The sequence below is a fragment of the Hymenobacter rubripertinctus genome, assembly GCF_003583925.1.
Taxonomy (GTDB): Bacteria; Bacteroidota; Bacteroidia; order Cytophagales; family Hymenobacteraceae; genus Hymenobacter; species Hymenobacter rubripertinctus.
Genome location: NZ_QYCN01000011.1, coordinates 41,846 through 61,578, shown reverse-complemented (window position 1 = coordinate 61,578; position 19,733 = coordinate 41,846). Strand labels below are relative to the sequence as shown.

The following is a 19,733-nucleotide window of genomic DNA, read 5'->3' as shown; positions in this document are numbered from 1 at the left end:
CCTTTGGCCTTCGTAAGCCGTTCATTATTTACTACCTATAAATCAACAACTTACAAAGACACAATCAACTTTTTGAAATAGTAGGCGCGCCGACTAGTCGTTTCCGGTAGTGGCCCCGATGGGTGTACTTGGAGCTTTCCTTCTGCCACGAAGTCATTGCCCATGTCTCCCGAGAAAGTCCACATCTTCGATACTACCCTGCGCGACGGGGAGCAGGTGCCCGGCTGCAAGCTCAACCGGGAGGAGAAACTGCTGATTGCCCGGCAGCTGGAGCTACTCGGCGTGGACGTAATCGAGGCCGGCTTCCCCGTATCGAGTCCCGGCGACTTTGCGGCCGTGGCGGCCATTGCGGCCCAGACCCGCGAGGCTACCGTCTGCGCTTTGTCGCGGGCCGTGGAAAACGACATTATAACGGCGGCCGAAGCATTGAAAGCCGCCCGCTACCCGCGCATTCACACCGGCATCGGCACCTCCGAGTCGCACATTCGCTTTAAGCTGTGCAGCACCCCGGACCAGGTGCTGGAGCGGGCCGTGGCGGCGGTGCGGCTGGCCAAATCCTTCGTGGAGGACGTGGAGTTCTACGCCGAGGACGCCGGCCGCACCGACAATGAGTTTCTGGCCCGCGTGTGCGAGGCCGCCATCCGGGCCGGGGCCACCGTGCTCAACATCCCCGACACTACCGGCTACTGCCTCCCGGCCGAATACGGTGCCAAAATCAAGTACCTCATCGACAACGTGCGCGGCATGGAGCGCGTGCGCCTCTCCACCCACTGCCACAACGATTTGGGCATGGCTACCGCCAACTCCATTGCGGGCGTACTCGGCGGGGCCCGGCAGGTCGAGTGCACCATTAACGGGGTGGGCGAGCGGGCCGGCAACACGGCCCTCGAAGAAGCCGTGATGGTGCTCCGCCAGCATCCCTACCTCAACTTCAGCACCGGCATCAACACCCAGTTGCTGGCCGAAACCTCCGCCATGGTATCGCACCTGATGAGCATGCCGGTGCAGGCCAACAAAGCCATTGTGGGGGCCAACGCGTTTGCCCATTCCAGCGGCATTCACCAGGACGGCGTGATTAAGCACCGCGCCACCTACGAAATCATTGACCCCCGCGAGGTGGGCATGCCCGATTCCAGCATCGTGCTCACCGCCCGCTCCGGCCGCGCCGCCCTCGCCTACCGCCTCCAGAAAATCGGCTACGACTTCGACCGCGTGGCCCTCAACAAAGCGTACTCCTCCTTCCTCGTGCTGGCCGACTGCCAGAAGGAAGTCATCGACACCGACCTGCACCAACTGGTAGAACAGGCGCAACTGGTTACCACCAGCTGACGCCTGTTTTTTTATGCTGTGATGCTGAACGGAGCATGGTGAAGCGCCGCCCCAATCATCCGGCTCCCCCTCTCCTTTTTCGGAGAGGGGGCCGGGGGGTGAGGCGCCCCGCCAGCACGAAGCGGTAGAGATGCTTCGACTCCGCTCCGCTTCGCTCAGCATGACAGATGATTTCCCCATTACCCCACCCCCACCCCTTCTCTCATGTCCAGGACGCTATTTGATAAAATCTGGGACGCACACGTGGTGCGCGAGGTGCCCGGCGGCCTCTCGGTGTTCTACATCGACCGCCACCTGATTCACGAGGTGACCAGCCCCCAGGCCTTCGACGAGCTGACGGCCCGGGGCCTGACCCTACGCCGGCCCGGGCAAATGCTGGCCACCGCCGACCACAATGTGCCCACCCGCCACCAGGACCAGCCGATTCAGGACCCGCTTTCCCGCTCCCAGGTGGATAAGCTCACCGAAAACTGCGCCCGCCACGGCGTGGAGCTGTTCGGGCTGGGCCACCCCCACCAGGGCATCGTGCACGTGATTGGCCCCGAGTTGGGCCTGACCCAGCCCGGCCTCACCATCGTCTGCGGCGACTCCCACACCTCCACCCACGGGGCGTTCGGGGCCATTGCCTTCGGGATTGGCACCAGCCAGGTGACCCAGGTGATGGCCTCCCAGTGCCTGCTGCTCGACAAGCCCCGGCGCATGCGCATTACCGTGGACGGGGAGCTGGCGGCGGGCGTGTCGGCCAAGGATGTGATTCTGCACATTATTGCCGCCCTGGGCACCGGCGGGGCCACCGGCTACTTCGTGGAGTACGCCGGCAGCGCCATCCGGGCCCTGAGTATGGAAGCGCGCATGACGGTCTGCAACATGAGCATTGAGATGGGGGCTCGCGGCGGCCTCATCGCCCCCGATTCTACCACGTTCGACTACCTGCACGGCCGCCCCTATGCCCCCCGGGGCGAAAACTGGGACCGGGCCGTGGCCTACTGGCAAACCCTGCCCTCCGATGCCGATGCCGTTTTCGACGCCGAGCACCACTTCGCGGCCGGCACGATTCGGCCCATGATAACCTTCGGCACCAACCCCGGCATGGGCATGCCCCTGAGCGCCACCATCCCGGTGCTCACCGATGCCGCGGAGGCCGCCAGCCTCGATAAGTCGCTGCGCTACATGGGCTTCAGGGCGGGTGAGTCGTTGCTGGGCCAGAAAATCAGCCACGTGTTCATTGGCAGCTGCACCAACTCCCGCATCGAGGACCTGCGCACGGTGGCCGCCTTCGTGAAGGGCCGGCAGAAGGCCCCGCACGTGGAGGTGCTCATCGTGCCCGGCTCCCAACAGGTGGCCCGCCAGGCCATTGCCGAAGGACTGGATAAGGTGCTGGCCGCCGCCGGCTTCGAGCTGCGCGAACCGGGGTGCAGCGCCTGTCTGGCCATGAACGAGGACAAGATTCCGGCCGGCGCTTACTGCGTTTCTACCTCCAACCGCAACTTCGAGGGCCGCCAGGGGCCCGGCGCCCGCACCCTGCTGGCCAGCCCCCTGGTAGCGGCCATCACGGCCGTGGAAGGCCGCTTGGTAGACGTGGCCGAGTACGTGCTCGACCACGAACTGTCATCCTGACGAAGGAAGGATCTTGTCACGTCAGCGCAAAGTGCTCAGGTGTAATAAGATCCTTCCTTCGTCAGGATGACACGCGTTTTCATTATCCCACCCCCTTTCTCACCCCTGATGGAAAAATTTCAAACCCTGCGTTCCGGGGTGGTCCCGCTGCCCATCGAGAACGTGGATACCGACCAGATTATCCCGGCCCGCTTTCTGAAAGCCACCACCCGCGAGGGGTTCGGCCAGAACCTGTTTGCCGACTGGCGCTACGCCCCGGGCGGCCAGCCCAAGGCTGATTTCGTGCTCAACGACCCGCGCTACCAGGGCCACCAGATCCTGTTGGCGGGCCAGAACTTCGGGTGTGGCTCCAGCCGCGAGCACGCCGCCTGGGCCTTGTATGACGCCGGTTTCCGGGTGGTCATCAGCAGCTACTTCGCCGATATTTTCCGGGGCAACGCGCTGAATACCGGCCTGCTGCCCGTGCAAGTCACGGAGCCCGAGCTCCAGGCCCTGTTTGCCGCCGTGCAGGCCGATTCCGACCTGGCCCTGACCGTGGACCTGCGCGCCCAGACGCTGCGCGTGCCGGGCCGGGCCGAGCCCATCCGCTTCGGGCTGGATGCCTACAAAAAAGAGTGCCTGCTAAGCGGGTACGACGACATTGACTTTCTCCTGAGCCAGGAATCGGCCATTACCACCTTCGAACAGCACCGACCATGGATATTTTAAGCAAACGGATTGTGGTATTGCCCGGCGACGGTATCGGGCCGGAAGTGTGCGCCGAGGCCGTGCGCGTGCTCAAAGCCGTATCCGACCGGTTCGGGCACGAGTTTCAGTTTGACTACCAGCTGCTGGGCGCCTGCGCCATCGACGCCACCGGCGCGCCCCTGCCCGAAGCCACCCTGACCGCCTGCCGCCGCGCCGACGCGGTGCTGCTGGGCGCCATCGGTGACCCGAAGTACGATAACGACCCCACCGCCCCAGTGCGCCCCGAGCAGGGGTTGCTGGGTTTGCGCAAGGAGTTGGGGCTCTACGCCAACATCCGCCCCATCACGGCCTACGACCAGCTGCTGGCCCACTCGCCCCTCAGGCCCGAGCGCATCCAGGGCACCGACATTCTGATTTTCCGGGAGCTGACGGGCGGCATCTACTTCGGGGAGAAAGGCCGCTCCGAGGACCGCGCCAGCGCCTACGACCACTGCACCTACCACCGCGACGAAATCCTGCGCATTGCCCACCGGGCCTTCCGGGCCGCCGAAACCCGCCGCCACCAGCTCACCCTCGTGGATAAGGCCAACGTGCTGGAAACCTCCCGCCTCTGGCGCGAAACCGTGCAGGGCCTCGCCCCCGAGTACCCCAGCGTGGCCCTCGACTTTCTGTACGTGGACAACGCGGCCATGCAAATCATCCTCAACCCGCGCCAGTTTGATGTCATGCTGACCGAAAACATGTTCGGTGACATCCTCTCCGACGAGGCCTCCGTTATTGCCGGCTCCCTGGGCCTGCTGCCCTCGGCCTCCATCGGCGACGCGGCGGCGCTGTTCGAGCCCATCCACGGCTCTTTCCCGCAGGCTAAGGGCCAGGGCCTTGCCAACCCCATTGCCACCATCCTCTCGACCGCCCTGCTGCTCGACCATTTCGGCCTGCTCATCGAAGCCGAGTGCGTCCGCGACGCCGTGCAGCACGCCCTGAACTCCGGCGTGGTAACCCCCGAGCTCAACCCGGCCACCCGTTACACCACCGAGCAGGTGGGCAGCTTCATCACCTACGCGGTGCTCGACATCCACGACTGCGAAATGCACCGCAACAACATCCAGCTCGGTTTAAGCACCATTATTTGAAGGGGGTGATAGTGGATTGCTGAACGGTTAAATTGAACTGTCATCCTGAGCTTGCGAAGGATCCTCTCACGTCAGCACGAGTTGTTTGTACGATTGTCGTTCCCGCGTGAGAAGATCCTTCGCAAGCTCAGGATGACAGTTCAATTCACTCATTCACTCATTCGCAGAAAAACACCCCAGGGGTGGGGTTAAAGCCCGGGTAGCTGGTCGCCGGACCAGTGGCCCGGGCTTTTTTGCGGGCACGCAGCCGGCCCCGGCGGGTTGGTCGGTTCACCCGGGCCAGCCGACGGTTCACCCGGTTTGCGCTCGGCAAGGCCGGGACTTTGGCGGATGTTTGGGGCATCGAAACCAACCCATCACCACTACTGCCTACCGTTATGAAAACGCTCCGTCCCGCCGCCGCCCCTGCTCTGCTTCGCTGCCTGGGCGTTTTGGCCCTGTTCCTAACGCTGCTGCAATCCGCCACGGCCCGGCCCCTGACCAACGGCCCGGTAACGTTCCAGACCTCGGACAGTGTGCGCCTGTACGTGCGCGTGGCCGGCAAAGGCCCCGCCTGCCTGCTGGTGCACGGCGGCCCCGGGGCGGGCAGCCAGGCCGTGGAAGTGCTGGCCGGCCCGCGCCTGGAAACCGATTTGCAGATGGTGTACCTGGACCAGCGCGGCAGCGGCCGCTCGGCCAGCGACTTGCACAAGAACTACTCCCTGGAGCGCCAGGTGCAGGATATGGAGGAATTGCGCCAGCAGCTGCACCTGGAAAAATGGACGCTGATGAGTCACTCCTTCGGCGGGATTCTGGCCACGGCTTACGCCCAAAAATACCCCGGGCACGTGCAGGCGCTCATTCTAGTGAACAGCATCCTCAACCTGCCGGCCGCCATGGAGGCCACCACCGCCTACGGCTACACCCTGCTGCCCACCGCCMCCCGCCCGCCCCTGGATGCCGCCGCGCCCCTGCCCCAGCGCTACTTCATGGTCACGGGCATGCTCCAGCAGCAGCGCCGCTACAACCAGCTCCAGTTCGCCTCCGATTCCTCGGCCGCCCGGGTGAGCCGGGTGCTGCGGGGCCAGCCCCAGAACCACGATTTCGCGGCCACCATGTTCCAGAACCCCGGCGCTTACCTGCTCGATTACACCGCCGCCACGGCCGCCCTCACGATGCCCGTGCTGGTGCTCACCGGCCAGCAGGACTACCTGACCGGCCCCGACCACTACCGCGCCTTCCGCTTCCCCCACCAAACCACGGTGGTGCTGCCCGGCCGCCACACCCCGTTCCTGGATAACTTGCCGGAAATGAGCACCGCCATCCACGGCTTCGTGCGCCACCTGCCCCGTACCCGCTAGCTTTACGGTTGCCAGTGTTCAGTTGCCAGTTGYCAGTTGCCAGTTGCCAGTAAAAGGAACGTCATTCCAAGCTTGCCGAGGAATCTCGCGTGCTGATGTTGAGTGAGCAATGCAACATCAGCACGCGAGATTCCTCGGCAAGCTCGGAATGACGTTCTCTCCGGCAACTGACAACTGACAACTGAACACTGACAACTGAACACTGACAACTGAACACTGACAACTGAACACTGACCACTGACAACTGACAACTGACCACTGACAACTGAAACCCCATGAACGACCGTCGGTTTTTACGTTGGGGCATTCCGGTGCTGGCCCTGCTGGTGCTGCTGCCCCGGGGCCTGCTGGCCATCCGCACGGTGCCGGTATTTTTCCTGAACTGGGGTATTTCGCTGCTTTTTACGGCCGCGTTCTGGCTTACGGGACGGGCGCTGTGGTTTGCGCTGTTTCGGCGGTTTCCGGCGGTTGAGCAAACCCGGCAGCGGCTCTGGTGGCTGGCCGTTATCAATACCGCTACCACCGCGCTGGTCACACTGCTTATCCACGAAGCATCGGCCTGGATGCAGCAGGGCCGGTTTTCCCTGGGCGGCTACCTGAGCGAGTTCGGGCTGAACATGGTGCCCACGGTGGTCATTCAGCTGATTTATGAGAGCATGAGCTTCTTCCGGCAGTGGGCGGCCAACGTGCGCCGGGCCGAGCAGCTGCAAAGCGCCGGGATGAAAAGTCAGCTCGAAGCCCTGCAAAGCCAGCTCGACCCGCACTTCCTGTTCAACTCGCTCAACACCCTCTCGGCCCTCATCGAACCCGAAAACGAGGCGGCCCAGGAGTTCGTGGAGCAGCTCGCCGACGTGTACCGCTACGTGCTGCTGGCCCGCGAGCAGCCCACCGTGGCCCTGCACGAGGAGCTGGCCTTCGTGGATACCTACCTGGCCCTGCACAAGGCCCGCTTCCGCGACAACCTGCGCGTGCGCATAGACGTGCCGGCCGCCCTGCACCAGCACCGCATGGCCCCGCTGAGCGTGCAGCTGCTGGTCGAAAACGCCCTCAAGCACAACGTCGCCTCCCGCGACCAGCCCTTGCAGCTCCACCTTAGCGCCCACGCGGCCAGCGGCTATTTCACCGTCGAGAACACGCTCCGGCCCCGCACCGCCGGCCTGGCCCCGGGCACCGGCACCGGCCTGCGCAACGTGCGCCACCGCTACGAGCTGCTGCGCGCCCCCCAGCCCGTTACGGTCACTGCTGAGGACGGCTGGTTCCGGGTGCAGCTGCCGTTGTTGATTGGGTGATGAGGTGAGAGGTGACAAGTGAGGAGGTGATGGGTAACCAAGCGGGTCATTCTGAGCGAAGGCGTAGCCGTAGTCGAAGAATCTCTACCGCTTCGTTAGTTTGCCCTTCCAACGTCAGCACGCGAGATTCTTCGACTACGGCTACGCCTTCGCTCAGAATGACGTTCCTTCTTACCCTGTCACCCCATCACCTCTCACTACATGACCGTTCTGCTGCTCGAAGATGAATACCCGGCCGCCGAGCGGCTGCAACGGCTGCTGCGCCAGGCCGCGCCCGAAGCCCGGGTGCTGGCCGTGCTCGACACCGTGGCCGGAGCCCTGGACTGGCTCGATACCCACCCCGCCCCCGACCTGATTCTGTCCGATATCCAGTTGGCCGACGGGCTGAGCCTGGAGGTGTTCGAGCAGACGGTGGTGCGCAGCCCGGTCATCTTCACCACGGCCTACGACGCCTACGCCATCCGGGCCTTCAAAACCAACAGCGTCGATTACCTGCTCAAGCCCGTGAAGCTGGCCGAGTTCACGGCCGCCCTCACCAAGCTGCGCGGGTGGCCCGCGCCCGCCGCCGACGCGCCAAGTGCTGCCCCGGCCCCGGCCGACGACGACCCGGCCCGCCGCCTGGAGCGCCTGCTCGACGCGCTGCCCCGCCCCGACCGCCAGCACAAAACCCGGTTTCTGGTGCGCCACGGCGAGCAGCTGCTGCCCCTGCCCGCCGCCCAGGCTGCCTGGTTCCAGAGCCGCCACGAAACCACCACCCTCGCCACCCTCGACGGCCGCCGTTTCGTGGTGGACTACACCCTGGAGCAGCTCGAAACCCTGCTCGACCCGGCCCAGTTCTTCCGCCTCAACCGCCAGCTCATTGCCCAGCTCCCCGCCGTGCAGCGCCTGCACCCCCACTTCAACGGCAAACTGCTGGTTGATTTGCAGCCCGCCCCGAGTGAGGAAGTGCTGGTGAGCCGGGAGAAAGCCGGGGTAGTGAAGCAGTGGCTGGAAGGGTGAGTCGGTGAATGAGTGAATGAGTGAATGCGTGAAACGGCCTGTCATCCTGAGCGGAGCGAAGGACCCTACCACGCTTGAACAGCTACTTCAATGGCTCGTTCTAACGTGGCAAGATCCTTCGCTCCGCTCAGGATGACAGGCCGTTTCACTCATTCACTCATTCACCGACTCACCGATCCAGCCAGGCCTTGAACACGGCTACTTTCTCCCGGCTCACCAGCACGGTGTCGTTGTCGGGGGGGGTGGGTTTGAGGACGGTTTGCAGGCGGGAGTTGGTGTAGTGGATGATGTCGTGGATGGCTTCGGCGTGGGCCAGGTAGGCACGGTTGAGGCGGAAGAATTCCAGCGGATCAAGCAGGCCTTCGAGCTGCTCCAGCGTGTAATCGACCACGAAGCGGCGGCCCTCGCGGGTGTGCAGGAGCGTGACTTTCTCCAGGCTGGCGAAGTAGGCAATCTGCTCCACCGGAATGGCCTTCAGGTGCTCGCCCACCCGCACCACGAACCGCGACTTATAGTCGCGGGCCGGCTGGGCCTGTTGCAGCACCCGGGCCAGCAGCTCGGCATCGAAGACGGGCAGGGCGGGCGCGGGCGCGGCCGTGGCGCGCTGGCGGTGGAGCTTCTCCAGGGCCGCCGTGAGCTCCGCCGGGTCGATGGGCTTGAGCAGGTAGTCCACGCTGTTGACCTTGAAGGCGCGCAACGCGTACTTGTCGTAGGCCGTGGTGAAGATGACCGGCAGGCGGATATCGAGGCGCTCAAACAGCTCGAAACTCAGGCCGTCGGCCAGATGAATATCCAGAAACAGCACGTCGGGTGCGGGTTGGATGGTGCGCAGCAGCGCCTCCGCCTCCGCCACCGATTCGGCCGTGCCCACTACCTCCAGCGGCTGGGCCTGTTTCTTCAGCAGCCCGGCCAGGCGCGTGGCGGCCAGGGGTTCATCTTCCACAATCAGGGCACGAAGCGGCATCTCTTTTCAATTAAAAATTAAGAGTTAAAAAGTAAAAATGACCGGTGGTTGTCGCGCCGTAGCGCGAAGCCTTTGCTTCGCGTATCGTCGCCGTCAGCCGAACGAAACCGGACCACGAAACGCGAAGCAAAGGCTTCGCGCTACAGCCTTGCAACTGAACGCACTCAGGCCAGCTCCAGCACGGGCACGACGACGATGAACTCGGTTTCGGTTTCGGTGATGGTCAGGGGCTGGGTGGTGAGGAAGGCGTAGCGGGCGGCCAGGTTGCGCAGGCCCAGGCCCGTGGATTCGCCCTCGGCCAGGCGGCGCGGGCGGCGCGAGTTGCGCACCGTGAGGCAGCGGGCCGCCACATCCAGGCGCACGCTGATGCGCAGGGCATCGTGGCGGGAGGTGGCATTGTGCTTGAGGGCGTTTTCGACCAGCAGCTGCACGGCCAGGGGCGGCACCAGCAGGGTTTCGAGCGCGGCACCGGGCGGCACATCCAGGCTCACCTGCACGCCTTCGCCGAGGCGGGTGCGCTGCAAGGCCACGTAGGCTTCCACGAACCGCAGCTCCTCGGCCAGCGACACCACTTCCTGCTCCCGGCTCTCGAGCACGTAGCGGTACACCTGGCTGAGCTGGCGGATAAAGCCCACGGCCCGGGCCGGGTCGGGCTCCTCCACCAGCGAGGTGAGGGCATTGAGCGAGTTGAACAGGAAGTGCGGGTCGAGCTGGCGGCGCAAGGAGTCGGCCTGGGCCTGGGCATTTTCCTTCTGGAGGCGCTCGGTGTTGATGGCCGCCTCGCGCCAGCCCATCAGAAACGCCCGGCTGTGCAGAAACAACGACACGACCACCGTAATGAGCAGCGGCAGCACGAAGGGCCGCCAGGTGAGGGTACTCAGTGGCTGGTGGTGGTAGAAGACCCGGAAACTTCCATCGACGAGTACAATCACGAGCAGCGACATCACCAGCGAGAAGGTGAGCGTAATCAGGAACCGTCGCAGCGGGTGGCCGGTCCAGTCGGCCTTGCGGTTGAGCCACTCCGAAGGGTAGCCGTTGGCCAGCCACAGGCCGGTGGTATAAAAGAAATTGTAGCCGTAGGTGACCAGAAACCGCTCGCTCCGGATGGGGCACTGGCCGCCGCAGAACAGCAGCGCCAGCCCAAACGAGGCCACCATCATCAGGCCCAGCCCCACCAGAAGTTTGCGGTGCGGGTAGTGCCGCCCCAGGTTGGTTGCGTCGGCCTCCGCMGCGGCCGACGCAACGCGGGCGGACGCGGGCGGGTAGAGCGCGGACGAATCGGAATCTGCCATGGGGAATAGGCCCGAACCGGGCGCCAATGCGGAAGAGGGAAAGGTAGCTTTTCTGAAACGGATACACGGCGCAGGAGGGCCGTAACGCCCTACTTGGCGGCGGCCGTTTCGTAGGCTTTCAGGCGGCCGTTGAGCTGCCACTGGCCCCAGTTGGGAGCCAGACTGGAGGCCGGTTTGAAGGCGGCGTAGCGGGCTTTGGCTTCCTGGTAGAGCGGCTTGGCCACCTCAGCCCCGCCCCCGAACATGACGGGCGTATAGTACACGTTGTTGGCCTGCACGAGGTAGGCGCGGGGGTTGGCCGGGTTCAGCGCCTTGGCCTTCGCCACGGCCTCGTTCACCATTCCCGAGTACTTCATGGAACGTAGCATGGGCGAAATGCCCAGCCGGGCCTGGTACACGTAGGCCTGCAACACGAGCAGCTCCGCTTCGTCGCCGCCCAGCTTACGGGCCTGGGCCAGGGCCGCCTCGGCCTGGTCGAGGGTCTGGTCCTTGGCGTCGCCGTCTTCCTTGCTCTGAAACACGTTGATGAGCAGGGCGTAGGCCTGGTAGTAGCGCGGCAGCCAGTCCTGGGGTTTCACGGAAGCGGCGCGCTCCATTTTGGCGGCGCTGGCCCGCAGCACGGCCGGGTCGCCGGTGCTCATCAACTCGGCAATGGCCCCGGCCATAAGCGCGGTGTACGCATCGGTGGGGGCAGCAGTAGCAGCCGTGGTGGTCGCAGTAGCAGCAGGTTGGGCCGCCGGTTGCTGGGCCGAAGCGGTGAAGGCGGCGGCGGCCAGGGCGAGGGTGAGCAGGGTCGTTTTCATCAGAAAAGGGGTTTGTGGTGATGGATGATTCAAAGGTGCACGACCAAAAACGGGGCTGAAACTCGCCGTTACCGAAGCGTCGGATAAAGCGGATGAAGCGTCATTGAGTTGCCAGTGGTCAGTGGTCGGAGAGAGCGTCATTCCGGCCGCTCGTTCACGTTGCCGGGCGTCTGCTTGTTGATGGAGATGAACACGCCCAGAAAGACCATGCGCGGGGCGGTAGGCGTGACGGCGACGCGGTTGTAGAGGCCGGTGGCGGCGGCGGGCTGCTGGGCGTAGCGGTAGCCGAACACGTTGGGGCGGGCCAGCACGTTGTTCACGGCCAGGTGCACGATGGTGAACTGGCCGAACAGGTGGGTGAGGTAGCTGGCGTTCAGGCTCAGGTCCTGGTAGGTGGGCAGGCGGCCCTGGTTGTAGCCCGGCTCGGCCTGGTTGAGGTCGTGGTAGCGGCGGGGGCTGCCGTAGCTGGCCGTGGCCCCGAACTGGGTGTGCAGGGCCGGCACCCAGTACTTGGCAACCACCGACACGCTGTGGCGGGCCGCGAAAGTGGGCACCGCCGAAACCGGGTCCTGGCGGTACTGGCGCTTGGTGTCCAGGAAGCCGTAGCTGAGGTAGTATTCCAGGTATTTGATGGTTTTCCGGTCGCGCCAGAGCAAGTCGAAGCCGCGGGCGTAGCCGGTGCCGCCGTTGTCGTAGGTGCGCGGGTCGCGCGGGTTGCGGCCGTCGTAGCGCACGAGCTGGGTGTAGGTTTTGTGGTAGGCTTCGGCTTGCAGCAACCGGCCGGCGCGGGCATACTGGTAGGTGAGCACCGCGTGGGTGGCCTGCTCGAAGCGCAGCCGGGGCGCGGCCACCAGCAGCAGGGCGTTGTCGGGCGTCTGGTAGAAGTGGCCGTAGGCCGCCGAAACGGAGCTGTTGGCGGTGGTCTGGTAGGCCAGCGCCAGCCGGGGCGCGGCATTCCAGCGGCCCAGCAGCGCCGAGTATTCGGTGCGCCCGCCCACCCGGCCCGCCAGCCGGTCCGTCAGCTGAAAATCACTCTCCACGAACCCCGCCAGCCGCTTTTCCCGAAACTCCGGCCGGTACACCGTGGGCGCGGCGGCGTTGGGCTGCACCACCTGGCCCACCTGCTGCACCAGCCCCTCGGCCCCGACTTTCACGTTGAAGCGGGCATTGGCCGAATCGTTGATGAGCACCACCCGGCCCGTCAGGGCCTGCTCCAGGGTGCGCAGGCGCAGGGAGTCGGGCCGCAGGTGCTGGTCGTCGCGGCTCAGGGCCAGGCCGCTTTGCAGGCTCCAGCCCCGGCGCAACGGGCTGCGGAAGGTGGTGTTGAGGTAGGCGTTGGCGCTGCGCAGCCCTACCGTCTGGCGGCCGGCCGGCTCGGGGCTGGGCTGCCCGATTTGCAGCTGCTGGCTGTTCCAGGTGCCGTACATTTTCAGCATGCCCGCCTGGCTGGTGCGGTGGTGCAGGGCCACCGACGAGCTGAGGCCGCGCGGGGCCTGGTCCCAGCGCACGTTCTGGGGCAGCAGGCCGGTGTAGGGCGTCAGATTGGTGTAGTCGGTGGTGAGGGCCAGCGAAGTGCGCTCCCAGCGCCGGGTGCGCGAGGCCCCCAGGAACACGGAAGTAGCCGAAAGGCCGGTCTGGGTTTCGGGGGCCAGGTCGGTGGAGTTCAGCAGCAGCACGCCCGACAGCGCCTGCCCGTAGAGGGCCGAGTAGCCGCCGGTGCTGAAGACGGTGCCCTTGAACAGCGAGGGCGAAAACCGCCCCCGGGCCGGCACGGCCGCCACCGTGGCATTATACGGGTTCTGCACGGGCAGCCCATCAAGATAGGTTTTGGTTTCCGAGGCGGCCCCGCCCCGCACGAACAGCATGCCGTCCTCGCCCACGCGGGTGGTGCCGGGCAGCGTGTTAAAGGCCGCCGCCACGTCGGCCAGCGCCCCGGCGGTGGTCTGGATGTCGCGGGTGGTGAGGGCGGCGCTGCGGTGCTCGTCGCTGGCCTCGAAGGCCCCGGCCGTAATCACGACCGAGCCCAGGGCGTGGGGCGTGGCTTTGAGCACGAAGCTGAGCGGCGCGGCCGGGGCGGGCAGCGTCAGCGGCTGCTCACTGGTAATAAAGCCCAGCAGACTCGCCTGCACCACGTAGCGGCCGGCGGCGGCCCCGGTTTCAAACCCGAACCGCCCCACCGAATCGGTGCTGGTGCCATCGAAGGTGCCGCGCACAAACACGTTCACGCCCGGCAGGGGCTGGCCGGCCGCGTCGCGCACGGTACCGCGCAGAGTAGTTTGGGCGCGGCTGGTGAGGGCCAACAGCAGCAGCGGCGGGAGCAGGAGAAGCAGGCGTTTCATGGCGGTGGCAGTGAAGGTTGCCCAAAAGTGCGCCGCCGCCGGGGCCGCTGAAACTTGCCGTTACCGAAGCGTCGGATCAGGCGGATGAAGCGTTGGGGAGTGGTCGGTTGGTGGTAAAGGCACTGTCATCCTGAGCGGAGCGAAGGATCTTGTCACGTTAGCACGATACCCATTGATATGACTCGTTCCAGCGTGATAAGATCCTTCGCTCCGCTCAGGATGACAGTGCTTTTACTACCAAGCTCACTCCACCCGCTCCGTCACGCCCAGCATCACCCCAAAGTCGCCGTCGGTTTGGGCGCTGCCGCCGGCCGGCCAGTAGGTGCGCGACACGAACCCATCGAGGTAGAGCGCCGCCCGGCAGCCACGTTGCTGGAAGTAGCGGGCGAAATCGTAGAAGTTCACCTTCCGGCGCGACATCACCAGCAGCACCCGCCCATCGGGCAGCAGGCCCACGCCGTTGCGCACCTGCACGTTGGCCGAACCCGCCCGAAACACCGGGTTCAGCCGCCCACCTACCACCAGCAGCGGCCCCGATTGGGTGGCGAACTGCACCGGCCCTACCCCAGCAAACGCGGCGGTGGTACTGATGCCGGCGCGGCGGGCGGCCGTGAGGTAGAACACGCCGTTGGGCGGCAGGTAGAAGTTGCCCGCGCCCCGCCCGGTATCCAGGGGCGCAAGCGTCCGGCCGTTGGCCACAAACAGGCCCACGGGCCGGTGGTCGGGGCGGTACATGCCGCCGTTGCAGGCAAACACCAGCCGGCGGCCCCGCCCCGCCAGCCAATCGCGCAGCTGGCCCAGGCTGCCCAGCCGCGCCCCGGTATCGTCCTGGTAGTACAGGCGCAGGTGCTGGCGGCGCGGGTCGGCCGCATAGGTCACAAATTGCGCCGACGCACTTTCCGCCGCCTGCTTCCACGCCAGTAGCCCCAGCCCAACGACCGCCACCCCAATCCCCCACGTGGCAAAATATTTCGATGACATAAATTGGTTTTAGCGGTTTGGCGCGGGTGGTCGGTCGGCCCTCCATGCCAGGGCAGTTGTTGGCCAAACGAAAAAGCCGGTCCGATGACCATTTCCCACCTCCTGGCGGGTTGCCGGGAAGTGGCGGCGCACGTTCGGCGGCACCCGTCGCGGCGCACTTCCCCCAGCCGCCGGCCGACGGTGGAGAGTATGCGCAGTTTTTTCGCGGTTTCTCTCCAACCCTGGAGGGTACGCACAATTTTTTCGCGGTTTCTCTCCAGCGCCGGAGGGTATGCGCATTTTTTTTGCGGTTTCTCTCCAACCCGGGCGCGGTGGCCCGCGCCTGGTCCCACCTGGTTGCCTCCCCTGCTTTGTGGCAGCTGTTCGGGCGCGTTTGGGGCCGACCTGGCTTCGGCCGGTTGCTCAGGCCGGCAGCGTGAGCACGAAGCGGGTGCCCGCGCCTTCCTCCGATTCCACGCGCAGCGTGCCCTGGTGACCGTTCACCACAATGTCGTGGGAGAGCGAGAGGCCCAGGCCGGTGCCTTCGCCGGGGGGTTTGGTGGTGAAGAAGGGCTCGAAGACGCGGGCCTGCACGGCCGCCGGAATGCCCGCGCCGTTGTCCTGCACCCACAGTTCGGCCCCACCGCCGGGTAGCGGCCGGCTCCCGATTTCCACGGTGGGCACGTAGCCGGCGGGGGCCGTGCGCTGGCGCTGGTGCACGGCGTAGAGGGCGTTGGCGCAGAGGTTGAGCAGCACCCGGCCCAGGTCGGCGGCCACCACGGGCAGCTCGGGCAACTCGGGGGCCAGGGCCGGGCGCAGGGTGGCCGCGAACTCCGGAAACTGGTGGCGCAGGCCTTCGGCGGCCAGGTGCAGGTTGTGGCGGGCCAGCGCGTTGAGGTCGGTGGGCGTGCGGGGCAACTGGCCGGTGCGGGCGTGTTCGAGCATGCCCTTGATGATGGCCGTGGCCCGCTGCCCGTGCTGGCTGATTTCGCGCAGGTTCTCCTTCAGCCCCTCATAGATGTCGTGCGCCAGGTGCTCGTCGCGGGCCAGGCGCTGGGCTCCGCTGATTTCGTCGACCAGGTTGGCGCTCACGGCCGCAAACTGCTTCACGAAGCCCAGCGGGTTCTGGAGCTCGTGGGCCACGCCGGCCGTCATCTCGCCCAGGAAGGCCATTTTTTCGCGCTGCACCAGCATGAGCTGGGCTTCCCGGAGCTCGGCCAGCGAGGCTTGCAGGGCCGCGTTGGCGCGCTGCTGCTGGCGGTCGTGGCGCACGAGCAGGGCCAGCACCAGCAGCAGCCCGCCCACGCCGGCCAGCAGCCCGTAGGTCTGGTAGCGGCTGGTGAGTTCCCGCTCGGTGGCGGCCGCCAGCTGGGCCAGCTGCCGGGCCTCGTAGTTCACACTTTGCAGGCGCATCACCTTCTCCTGCCCAAACAGCGTGTCCTTCATGGCCACCAGCAGGGTTTGGTAGTAAAAGGCACTGTCGGGGCGGCCCCGCCGGGCGAATTCCCGGGTGAGCAGCACGCTGCCGTTGAGCACGCCCCGCAGAAAGCCGTTGGCCTGCGCCGCCCGCACGCCCAGGCGGGCGTAGTAAATCACCGAATCGGGCTGGCCGAGTTGCTGGTGCAGGGCGGCCAGGCCCAGGTAGGAGAAGTTGAGGCTGCGCAGATGCCCGCGCCGCGCCGATTCGGCCAGGCTGCGCCGGTAGTAAGTGCGGGCCAGCGGCACCTGCCCGCGCTTGCGGGCCACGTTGCCCAGCCCGTACAAAATGTAGTTGGTCGACGAAGGCAGCCGTTGGGCCAGCGCGTAGGCCTGCTGCTGGTAGTAGGCGGCCGAGTCGAGCTGGTTGTAGAGGTCGTAGGCCAGCCCGATGTTGCTGAGCTCGACCACTTCCCGGCGCTCATCGTGCAGCAGCCGGTCGAGGCGCAGGGCCTGGAAGTAGTAGGCCAGGCCCACCTGCCGGTCGCGCAGGTACACGTAGATGATGCCGATGCTGCGCAGGTTCTGGGCTTGCAGGCTGGTATCGCGCAGCTGCTGGCCGATGCGCAACGAGTGCTGAAACAGGCGCAGGGCTTCGGCCAGGTTGCTCTCGCGCAGGGCGGCGCCCAGGCGGTTGAGGGCCGCGCCCTCGCCCCGGCGGTTGCCGGTGCGCCGGGCCAGGGCCAGGCTGCGGCGGGCATACACGGCGGCCGAATCAGTATCGGAGGCCCAGAACTGGTCGCTGAGGCGGTAGAGCAACTCCACCCGGCTGCTGTCGGTGCGGGCCTGGGCGAGCAGCAGCTGGAGGCTGTCGACGGAAGAGCGGTGGGGAGCCACCTGGCCCACGGCGGCGGCGGCGGCGGCCAGCAGCAACCCCGCGCAGACTCCTACAAAACGGCCCCTGAATGCCATACAACCCCTGATTTGCCGGGCGGAGCGAGCGGGTTAGAAGTATGTCTCCCCCAGCTGCCGGTAGGCTTGCCGCGAATATCCAAAAAAATAGATAGATACCCGGCGGCAGCGGGCAGCCCCGTTCGCCGCTGTCAATAAGCCCAGGTTGCGCCCTAGCCTTGAAAATTGGTTTCCAGTACTCCAGCACTGGGGGTAAATAGACGCGCCGCCCCTGTTACCTTTGCCCCATGCCCCTGACCTGGACCCTCAAGCCTTTTGCCGAGCTGACCACCGCCGAGCTCTACGCCCTGCTTCAGCTGCGCTCCGAAGTATTCGTGGTGGAGCAAACCTGCCCCTTTCAGGATATCGACGGGCTCGACCAGGCCGCCTGGCACCTGCTGGGCCACGCGCCCGGCGGCGCGCTGGCCGCCTACGCCCGCCTGTTCGGCCCCGGCGGGGCCTACCCCGAAGCCAGCATCGGGCGGGTGGTGAGCAGCCCCCGGCACCGGCGCACCGGCCTGGGCCGCGAGCTGATGCGGGAGTCGCTGGCCGCCATCGGGCGGCTGTTTGGCCCCCAGCCCATCCAGATCGGGGCCCAGCTGTATTTGCAGACTTTCTACGAAAGCTTCGGTTTCCAACAAGTGGGCGAAGGCTACCTCGAAGACGATATTGCGCACCTGCATATGGTGCGGGCCTGAACCAGTTGGACTCTTTGCCGGATTCGCCCCCGAAGCTTAGGAAAGCGCCCGGCCGGGTGTATATTCGCCAGCCCCCGGGTATGCGCCGGCCCGGCGCGCTGCTCTCCCGCCCTGCCTCATCCGCCCCGCCCTATGCCTTCCGCTGCTTTTCCGGTCGATTACCACCAGCTGTTCCGGTCGCTGCCCGATAACTTCCTGCTGATTGCGCCCGATGCCGAGGCCACCATCGTGGACAATACCGACAGCCACGTGGCCGCATCGATGAAGCCCCGGGCGGAGGCCGTGGGCAAGCCCTTCTTCGAGGCCTACCCGGCCGCCGACGAAGAATCGGCCCGTATTGTACGGGAGTCGCACGCGCATGTGCGGCGGCACCGGGAGCCCCACACCATGCCCCTGATCCGCTACGATCTGGCGCGGCCGGCCGGGCAGGGCGGCGGACTGGAGGAAATGTACTGGGAGGCCACGCACTTCCCGGTTCTCAATGAGGCCGGCCAGTTGGCCTTCATTCTGCAACGCACCCGCAACGTAACCGAGCGCCATCAGGCGGCACTGCGGGCCGCCGAAGCCCAGCAGGCCCTCAACGAAACCCAGAACCGGATGCGCTTTCTGCTCGAATCGTTGCCGATTCTGGTCTGGACCGCCCGGCCCGATGGGGTACGCGACTACTTCAACCCCCGCTGGCTCGAGTTTACGGGCCGCCCGGTGGAGCAGAGCCTCAACAAAGGCTGGCAGCAGGCCGTTCACCCCGACGACCGGGAGCGGGTGGTGGGGCGGTGGGAAGAAGCCATTGCCGCCGGCCAGCCGTTTCAGATCGAATACCGCCTGCGCCGCCACGACGGCCACTACCGCTGGCTGCTGATGCGCGGCCTGCCCCGCCACGACGAGCGCGGCCAGCTCACGATGTGGGTGGGTGCCGGCACCGACATCCACGACCAGAAACTACTGGTGCAGGAGCTGCTCGAAGCCAACGAGCAGCAGGCCGCCCTCTCCGACCAGGCCTACCAGGCCCAGGCCGAAGCCCAGCGCCAGCGCGAAACGCTCTACAACCTGTTCATGGAGGCCCCGGCCATCATCTCCATTGCCCGCGGCCCCGAGTACCGCCACGAGTTCGTCAACCCGCTCTACCAGCAGCTGTTTCCGGGTCGCGAGCTGCTGGGCCGCACCGTGAAGGAGGTGATTCCGGAGGCCGAAAGCCAAGGCTTCATTGCCCTGCTCGACCACGTCTACCAGACCGGCGAGCCATTCCACGGCACCGAAGTGCCTTTTGTCGCCACCGATCCGGTAAGCGGCGCAAGCGAGGAGCGGTTCTTCAACGTGACCTACCAGCCCCTGCGCGAAAAGGGCCGGATCGTGGGCATTTCGCACTTTTCCTACGATGTAACTGAGCTGGTGAACGCCCGACGGGCCCTCGAACACCCCGGTTCCGATGCGTAGGCTCTACTGTTCAGGGTCCGTACGCGGCACCCGGTTTTCGCCCCCCCCCTCATGGAGCTGACCAACCTCGATTTCCAGCAGGCCCGCATCAAGCAGGTGCTGTTTAAGTCGCGGCTGCGCTCCGTGCTGTACGGGGTGCGCGAGCCCGACCCCAGCCTGTTCGCTATCCGGGAAAACCCGCTGGGCGAATGGCTGTACGCCGTTATCAAGCCCCAGTACGGTACCACGCCCCACTTCCAGCGCCTGGAGCTGGAGCTGCAAAAGATGCTCATGACCGGCCAGGACCTGGTGCGCCAGTACCAGCGGGGCCAGCTGGAAGAGTCGCGCGCCGGCCTGGAGCGCCTCGATGCCCACGCCAGCCGCATCGAAACGCTGTTGCAGGAGCTGGAGCAATTCGTATAAAGCCGGCCGCACCAGCGGCCCCGGGTGCTTTGACCGACTTTTGCGGTGAAAAAGCTAACTAGCACCTCTTTCTAGCTATT

At 65.8% G+C, this 19,733-nt stretch carries 16 protein-coding genes; 10 read left to right on the top strand and 6 right to left on the bottom strand.

What is annotated here, in order from left to right:
* Positions 1-162 precede the first annotated feature (162 nt).
* The 7 genes from D0T11_RS09030 (at position 163) to D0T11_RS09000 (ending at position 8,394) form a co-directional block, all read left to right on the top strand.
* Positions 163-1,329: a 2-isopropylmalate synthase gene (locus tag D0T11_RS09030; protein ID WP_119655461.1), complete on the top strand. Its 1,167-nt coding sequence runs from the start codon at positions 163-165 to the stop codon at positions 1,327-1,329.
* A 204-nt stretch (positions 1,330-1,533) separates the two neighbouring features.
* Positions 1,534-2,946: a 3-isopropylmalate dehydratase large subunit gene (gene leuC / locus D0T11_RS09025; RefSeq protein ID WP_119655460.1), complete on the top strand. Its 1,413-nt coding sequence runs from the start codon at positions 1,534-1,536 to the stop codon at positions 2,944-2,946.
* Positions 2,947-3,054: 108 nt separating this feature from the next.
* Positions 3,055-3,654: a 3-isopropylmalate dehydratase small subunit gene (leuD, locus tag D0T11_RS09020; protein ID WP_119655459.1), complete on the top strand. Its 600-nt coding sequence runs from the start codon at positions 3,055-3,057 to the stop codon at positions 3,652-3,654.
* A complete protein-coding gene (gene leuB, locus D0T11_RS09015; RefSeq protein ID WP_119655458.1) occupies positions 3,642-4,766 on the top strand; it encodes a 3-isopropylmalate dehydrogenase in 1,125 nt (374 codons plus the stop codon). Before leuD ends, leuB begins: the two co-directional genes overlap by 13 nt.
* 377 nt (positions 4,767-5,143) lie before the next feature.
* Entirely contained in the window at positions 5,144-6,106 is a 963-nt protein-coding gene (locus D0T11_RS09010; protein WP_119655457.1) for an alpha/beta fold hydrolase, read from the top strand.
* Between the two features lie 275 nt (positions 6,107-6,381).
* Positions 6,382-7,395 carry a sensor histidine kinase gene (locus tag D0T11_RS09005; RefSeq protein WP_119655456.1) on the top strand — a complete coding sequence of 338 codons (1,014 nt, stop codon included), beginning with the start codon at positions 6,382-6,384 and terminating at the stop codon, positions 7,393-7,395.
* Positions 7,396-7,596: 201 nt separating this feature from the next.
* Entirely contained in the window at positions 7,597-8,394 is a 798-nt protein-coding gene (locus tag D0T11_RS09000; RefSeq protein ID WP_119655455.1) for a LytR/AlgR family response regulator transcription factor, read from the top strand.
* A gap of 169 nt (positions 8,395-8,563) precedes the next feature.
* Here the strand turns inward: D0T11_RS09000 and D0T11_RS08995 are convergent, their stop codons facing one another.
* The 6 genes from D0T11_RS08995 to D0T11_RS08970 form a co-directional block, all read right to left on the bottom strand.
* A complete protein-coding gene (locus D0T11_RS08995) occupies positions 8,564-9,358 on the bottom strand; it encodes a LytR/AlgR family response regulator transcription factor (protein WP_119655454.1) in 795 nt (264 codons plus the stop codon).
* Between the two features lie 164 nt (positions 9,359-9,522).
* Positions 9,523-10,650 (bottom strand): sensor histidine kinase, encoded by a 1,128-nt coding sequence (locus tag D0T11_RS08990; protein ID WP_119655453.1) that lies wholly within the window; start codon positions 10,648-10,650, stop codon positions 9,523-9,525.
* Between the two features lie 89 nt (positions 10,651-10,739).
* Positions 10,740-11,453: a hypothetical protein gene (locus D0T11_RS08985; protein ID WP_119655452.1), complete on the bottom strand. Its 714-nt coding sequence runs from the start codon at positions 11,451-11,453 to the stop codon at positions 10,740-10,742.
* Positions 11,454-11,590: 137 nt separating this feature from the next.
* Positions 11,591-13,792, bottom strand: coding sequence for a TonB-dependent receptor (locus D0T11_RS08980; protein WP_119655451.1), 2,202 nt, complete (start codon positions 13,790-13,792; stop codon positions 11,591-11,593).
* A 243-nt stretch (positions 13,793-14,035) separates the two neighbouring features.
* Positions 14,036-14,773 carry a phosphodiester glycosidase family protein gene (locus tag D0T11_RS08975; protein WP_119655450.1) on the bottom strand — a complete coding sequence of 246 codons (738 nt, stop codon included), beginning with the start codon at positions 14,771-14,773 and terminating at the stop codon, positions 14,036-14,038.
* 402 nt (positions 14,774-15,175) lie between these two features.
* Positions 15,176-17,140, bottom strand: coding sequence for an ATP-binding protein (locus D0T11_RS08970; RefSeq protein WP_147374581.1), 1,965 nt, complete (start codon positions 17,138-17,140; stop codon positions 15,176-15,178).
* A 227-nt stretch (positions 17,141-17,367) separates the two neighbouring features.
* On the opposite strand from D0T11_RS08970, the gene D0T11_RS08965 reads away from it, so the two are divergent.
* The 3 genes from D0T11_RS08965 (at position 17,368) to D0T11_RS08955 (ending at position 19,653) form a co-directional block, all read left to right on the top strand.
* Entirely contained in the window at positions 17,368-17,817 is a 450-nt protein-coding gene (locus tag D0T11_RS08965; RefSeq protein ID WP_119655448.1) for a GNAT family N-acetyltransferase, read from the top strand.
* Positions 17,818-17,949: 132 nt separating this feature from the next.
* Positions 17,950-19,251, top strand: a complete 1,302-nt coding sequence (locus tag D0T11_RS08960) for a PAS domain-containing protein (RefSeq protein ID WP_119655447.1) — start codon at positions 17,950-17,952, stop codon at positions 19,249-19,251.
* A 51-nt stretch (positions 19,252-19,302) separates the two neighbouring features.
* Positions 19,303-19,653: a CZB domain-containing protein gene (locus D0T11_RS08955; protein WP_119655446.1), complete on the top strand. Its 351-nt coding sequence runs from the start codon at positions 19,303-19,305 to the stop codon at positions 19,651-19,653.
* Positions 19,654-19,733: the final 80 nt, after the last annotated feature.

What these genes read in the sequence shown, in the direction of transcription:
- D0T11_RS09030 (WP_119655461.1), top strand. Translation starts at nt 163, where the DNA reads ATGTCTCCCGAGAAAGTCCACATCTTCGATACTACCCTGCGCGACGGG.
- leuC (WP_119655460.1), top strand. Translation starts at nt 1,534, where the DNA reads ATGTCCAGGACGCTATTTGATAAAATCTGGGACGCACACGTGGTGCGC.
- leuD (WP_119655459.1), top strand. Translation starts at nt 3,055, where the DNA reads ATGGAAAAATTTCAAACCCTGCGTTCCGGGGTGGTCCCGCTGCCCATC.
- leuB (WP_119655458.1), top strand. Translation starts at nt 3,642, where the DNA reads ATGGATATTTTAAGCAAACGGATTGTGGTATTGCCCGGCGACGGTATC.
- D0T11_RS09005 (WP_119655456.1), top strand. Translation starts at nt 6,382, where the DNA reads ATGAACGACCGTCGGTTTTTACGTTGGGGCATTCCGGTGCTGGCCCTG.
- D0T11_RS09000 (WP_119655455.1), top strand. Translation starts at nt 7,597, where the DNA reads ATGACCGTTCTGCTGCTCGAAGATGAATACCCGGCCGCCGAGCGGCTG.
- D0T11_RS08995 (WP_119655454.1), bottom strand. Translation starts at nt 9,358, where the DNA reads ATGCCGCTTCGTGCCCTGATTGTGGAAGATGAACCCCTGGCCGCCACG.
- D0T11_RS08985 (WP_119655452.1), bottom strand. Translation starts at nt 11,453, where the DNA reads ATGAAAACGACCCTGCTCACCCTCGCCCTGGCCGCCGCCGCCTTCACC.
- D0T11_RS08980 (WP_119655451.1), bottom strand. Translation starts at nt 13,792, where the DNA reads ATGAAACGCCTGCTTCTCCTGCTCCCGCCGCTGCTGCTGTTGGCCCTC.
- D0T11_RS08975 (WP_119655450.1), bottom strand. Translation starts at nt 14,773, where the DNA reads ATGTCATCGAAATATTTTGCCACGTGGGGGATTGGGGTGGCGGTCGTT.
- D0T11_RS08970 (WP_147374581.1), bottom strand. Translation starts at nt 17,140, where the DNA reads ATGGCATTCAGGGGCCGTTTTGTAGGAGTCTGCGCGGGGTTGCTGCTG.
- D0T11_RS08965 (WP_119655448.1), top strand. Translation starts at nt 17,368, where the DNA reads ATGCCCCTGACCTGGACCCTCAAGCCTTTTGCCGAGCTGACCACCGCC.
- D0T11_RS08960 (WP_119655447.1), top strand. Translation starts at nt 17,950, where the DNA reads ATGCCTTCCGCTGCTTTTCCGGTCGATTACCACCAGCTGTTCCGGTCG.
- D0T11_RS08955 (WP_119655446.1), top strand. Translation starts at nt 19,303, where the DNA reads ATGGAGCTGACCAACCTCGATTTCCAGCAGGCCCGCATCAAGCAGGTG.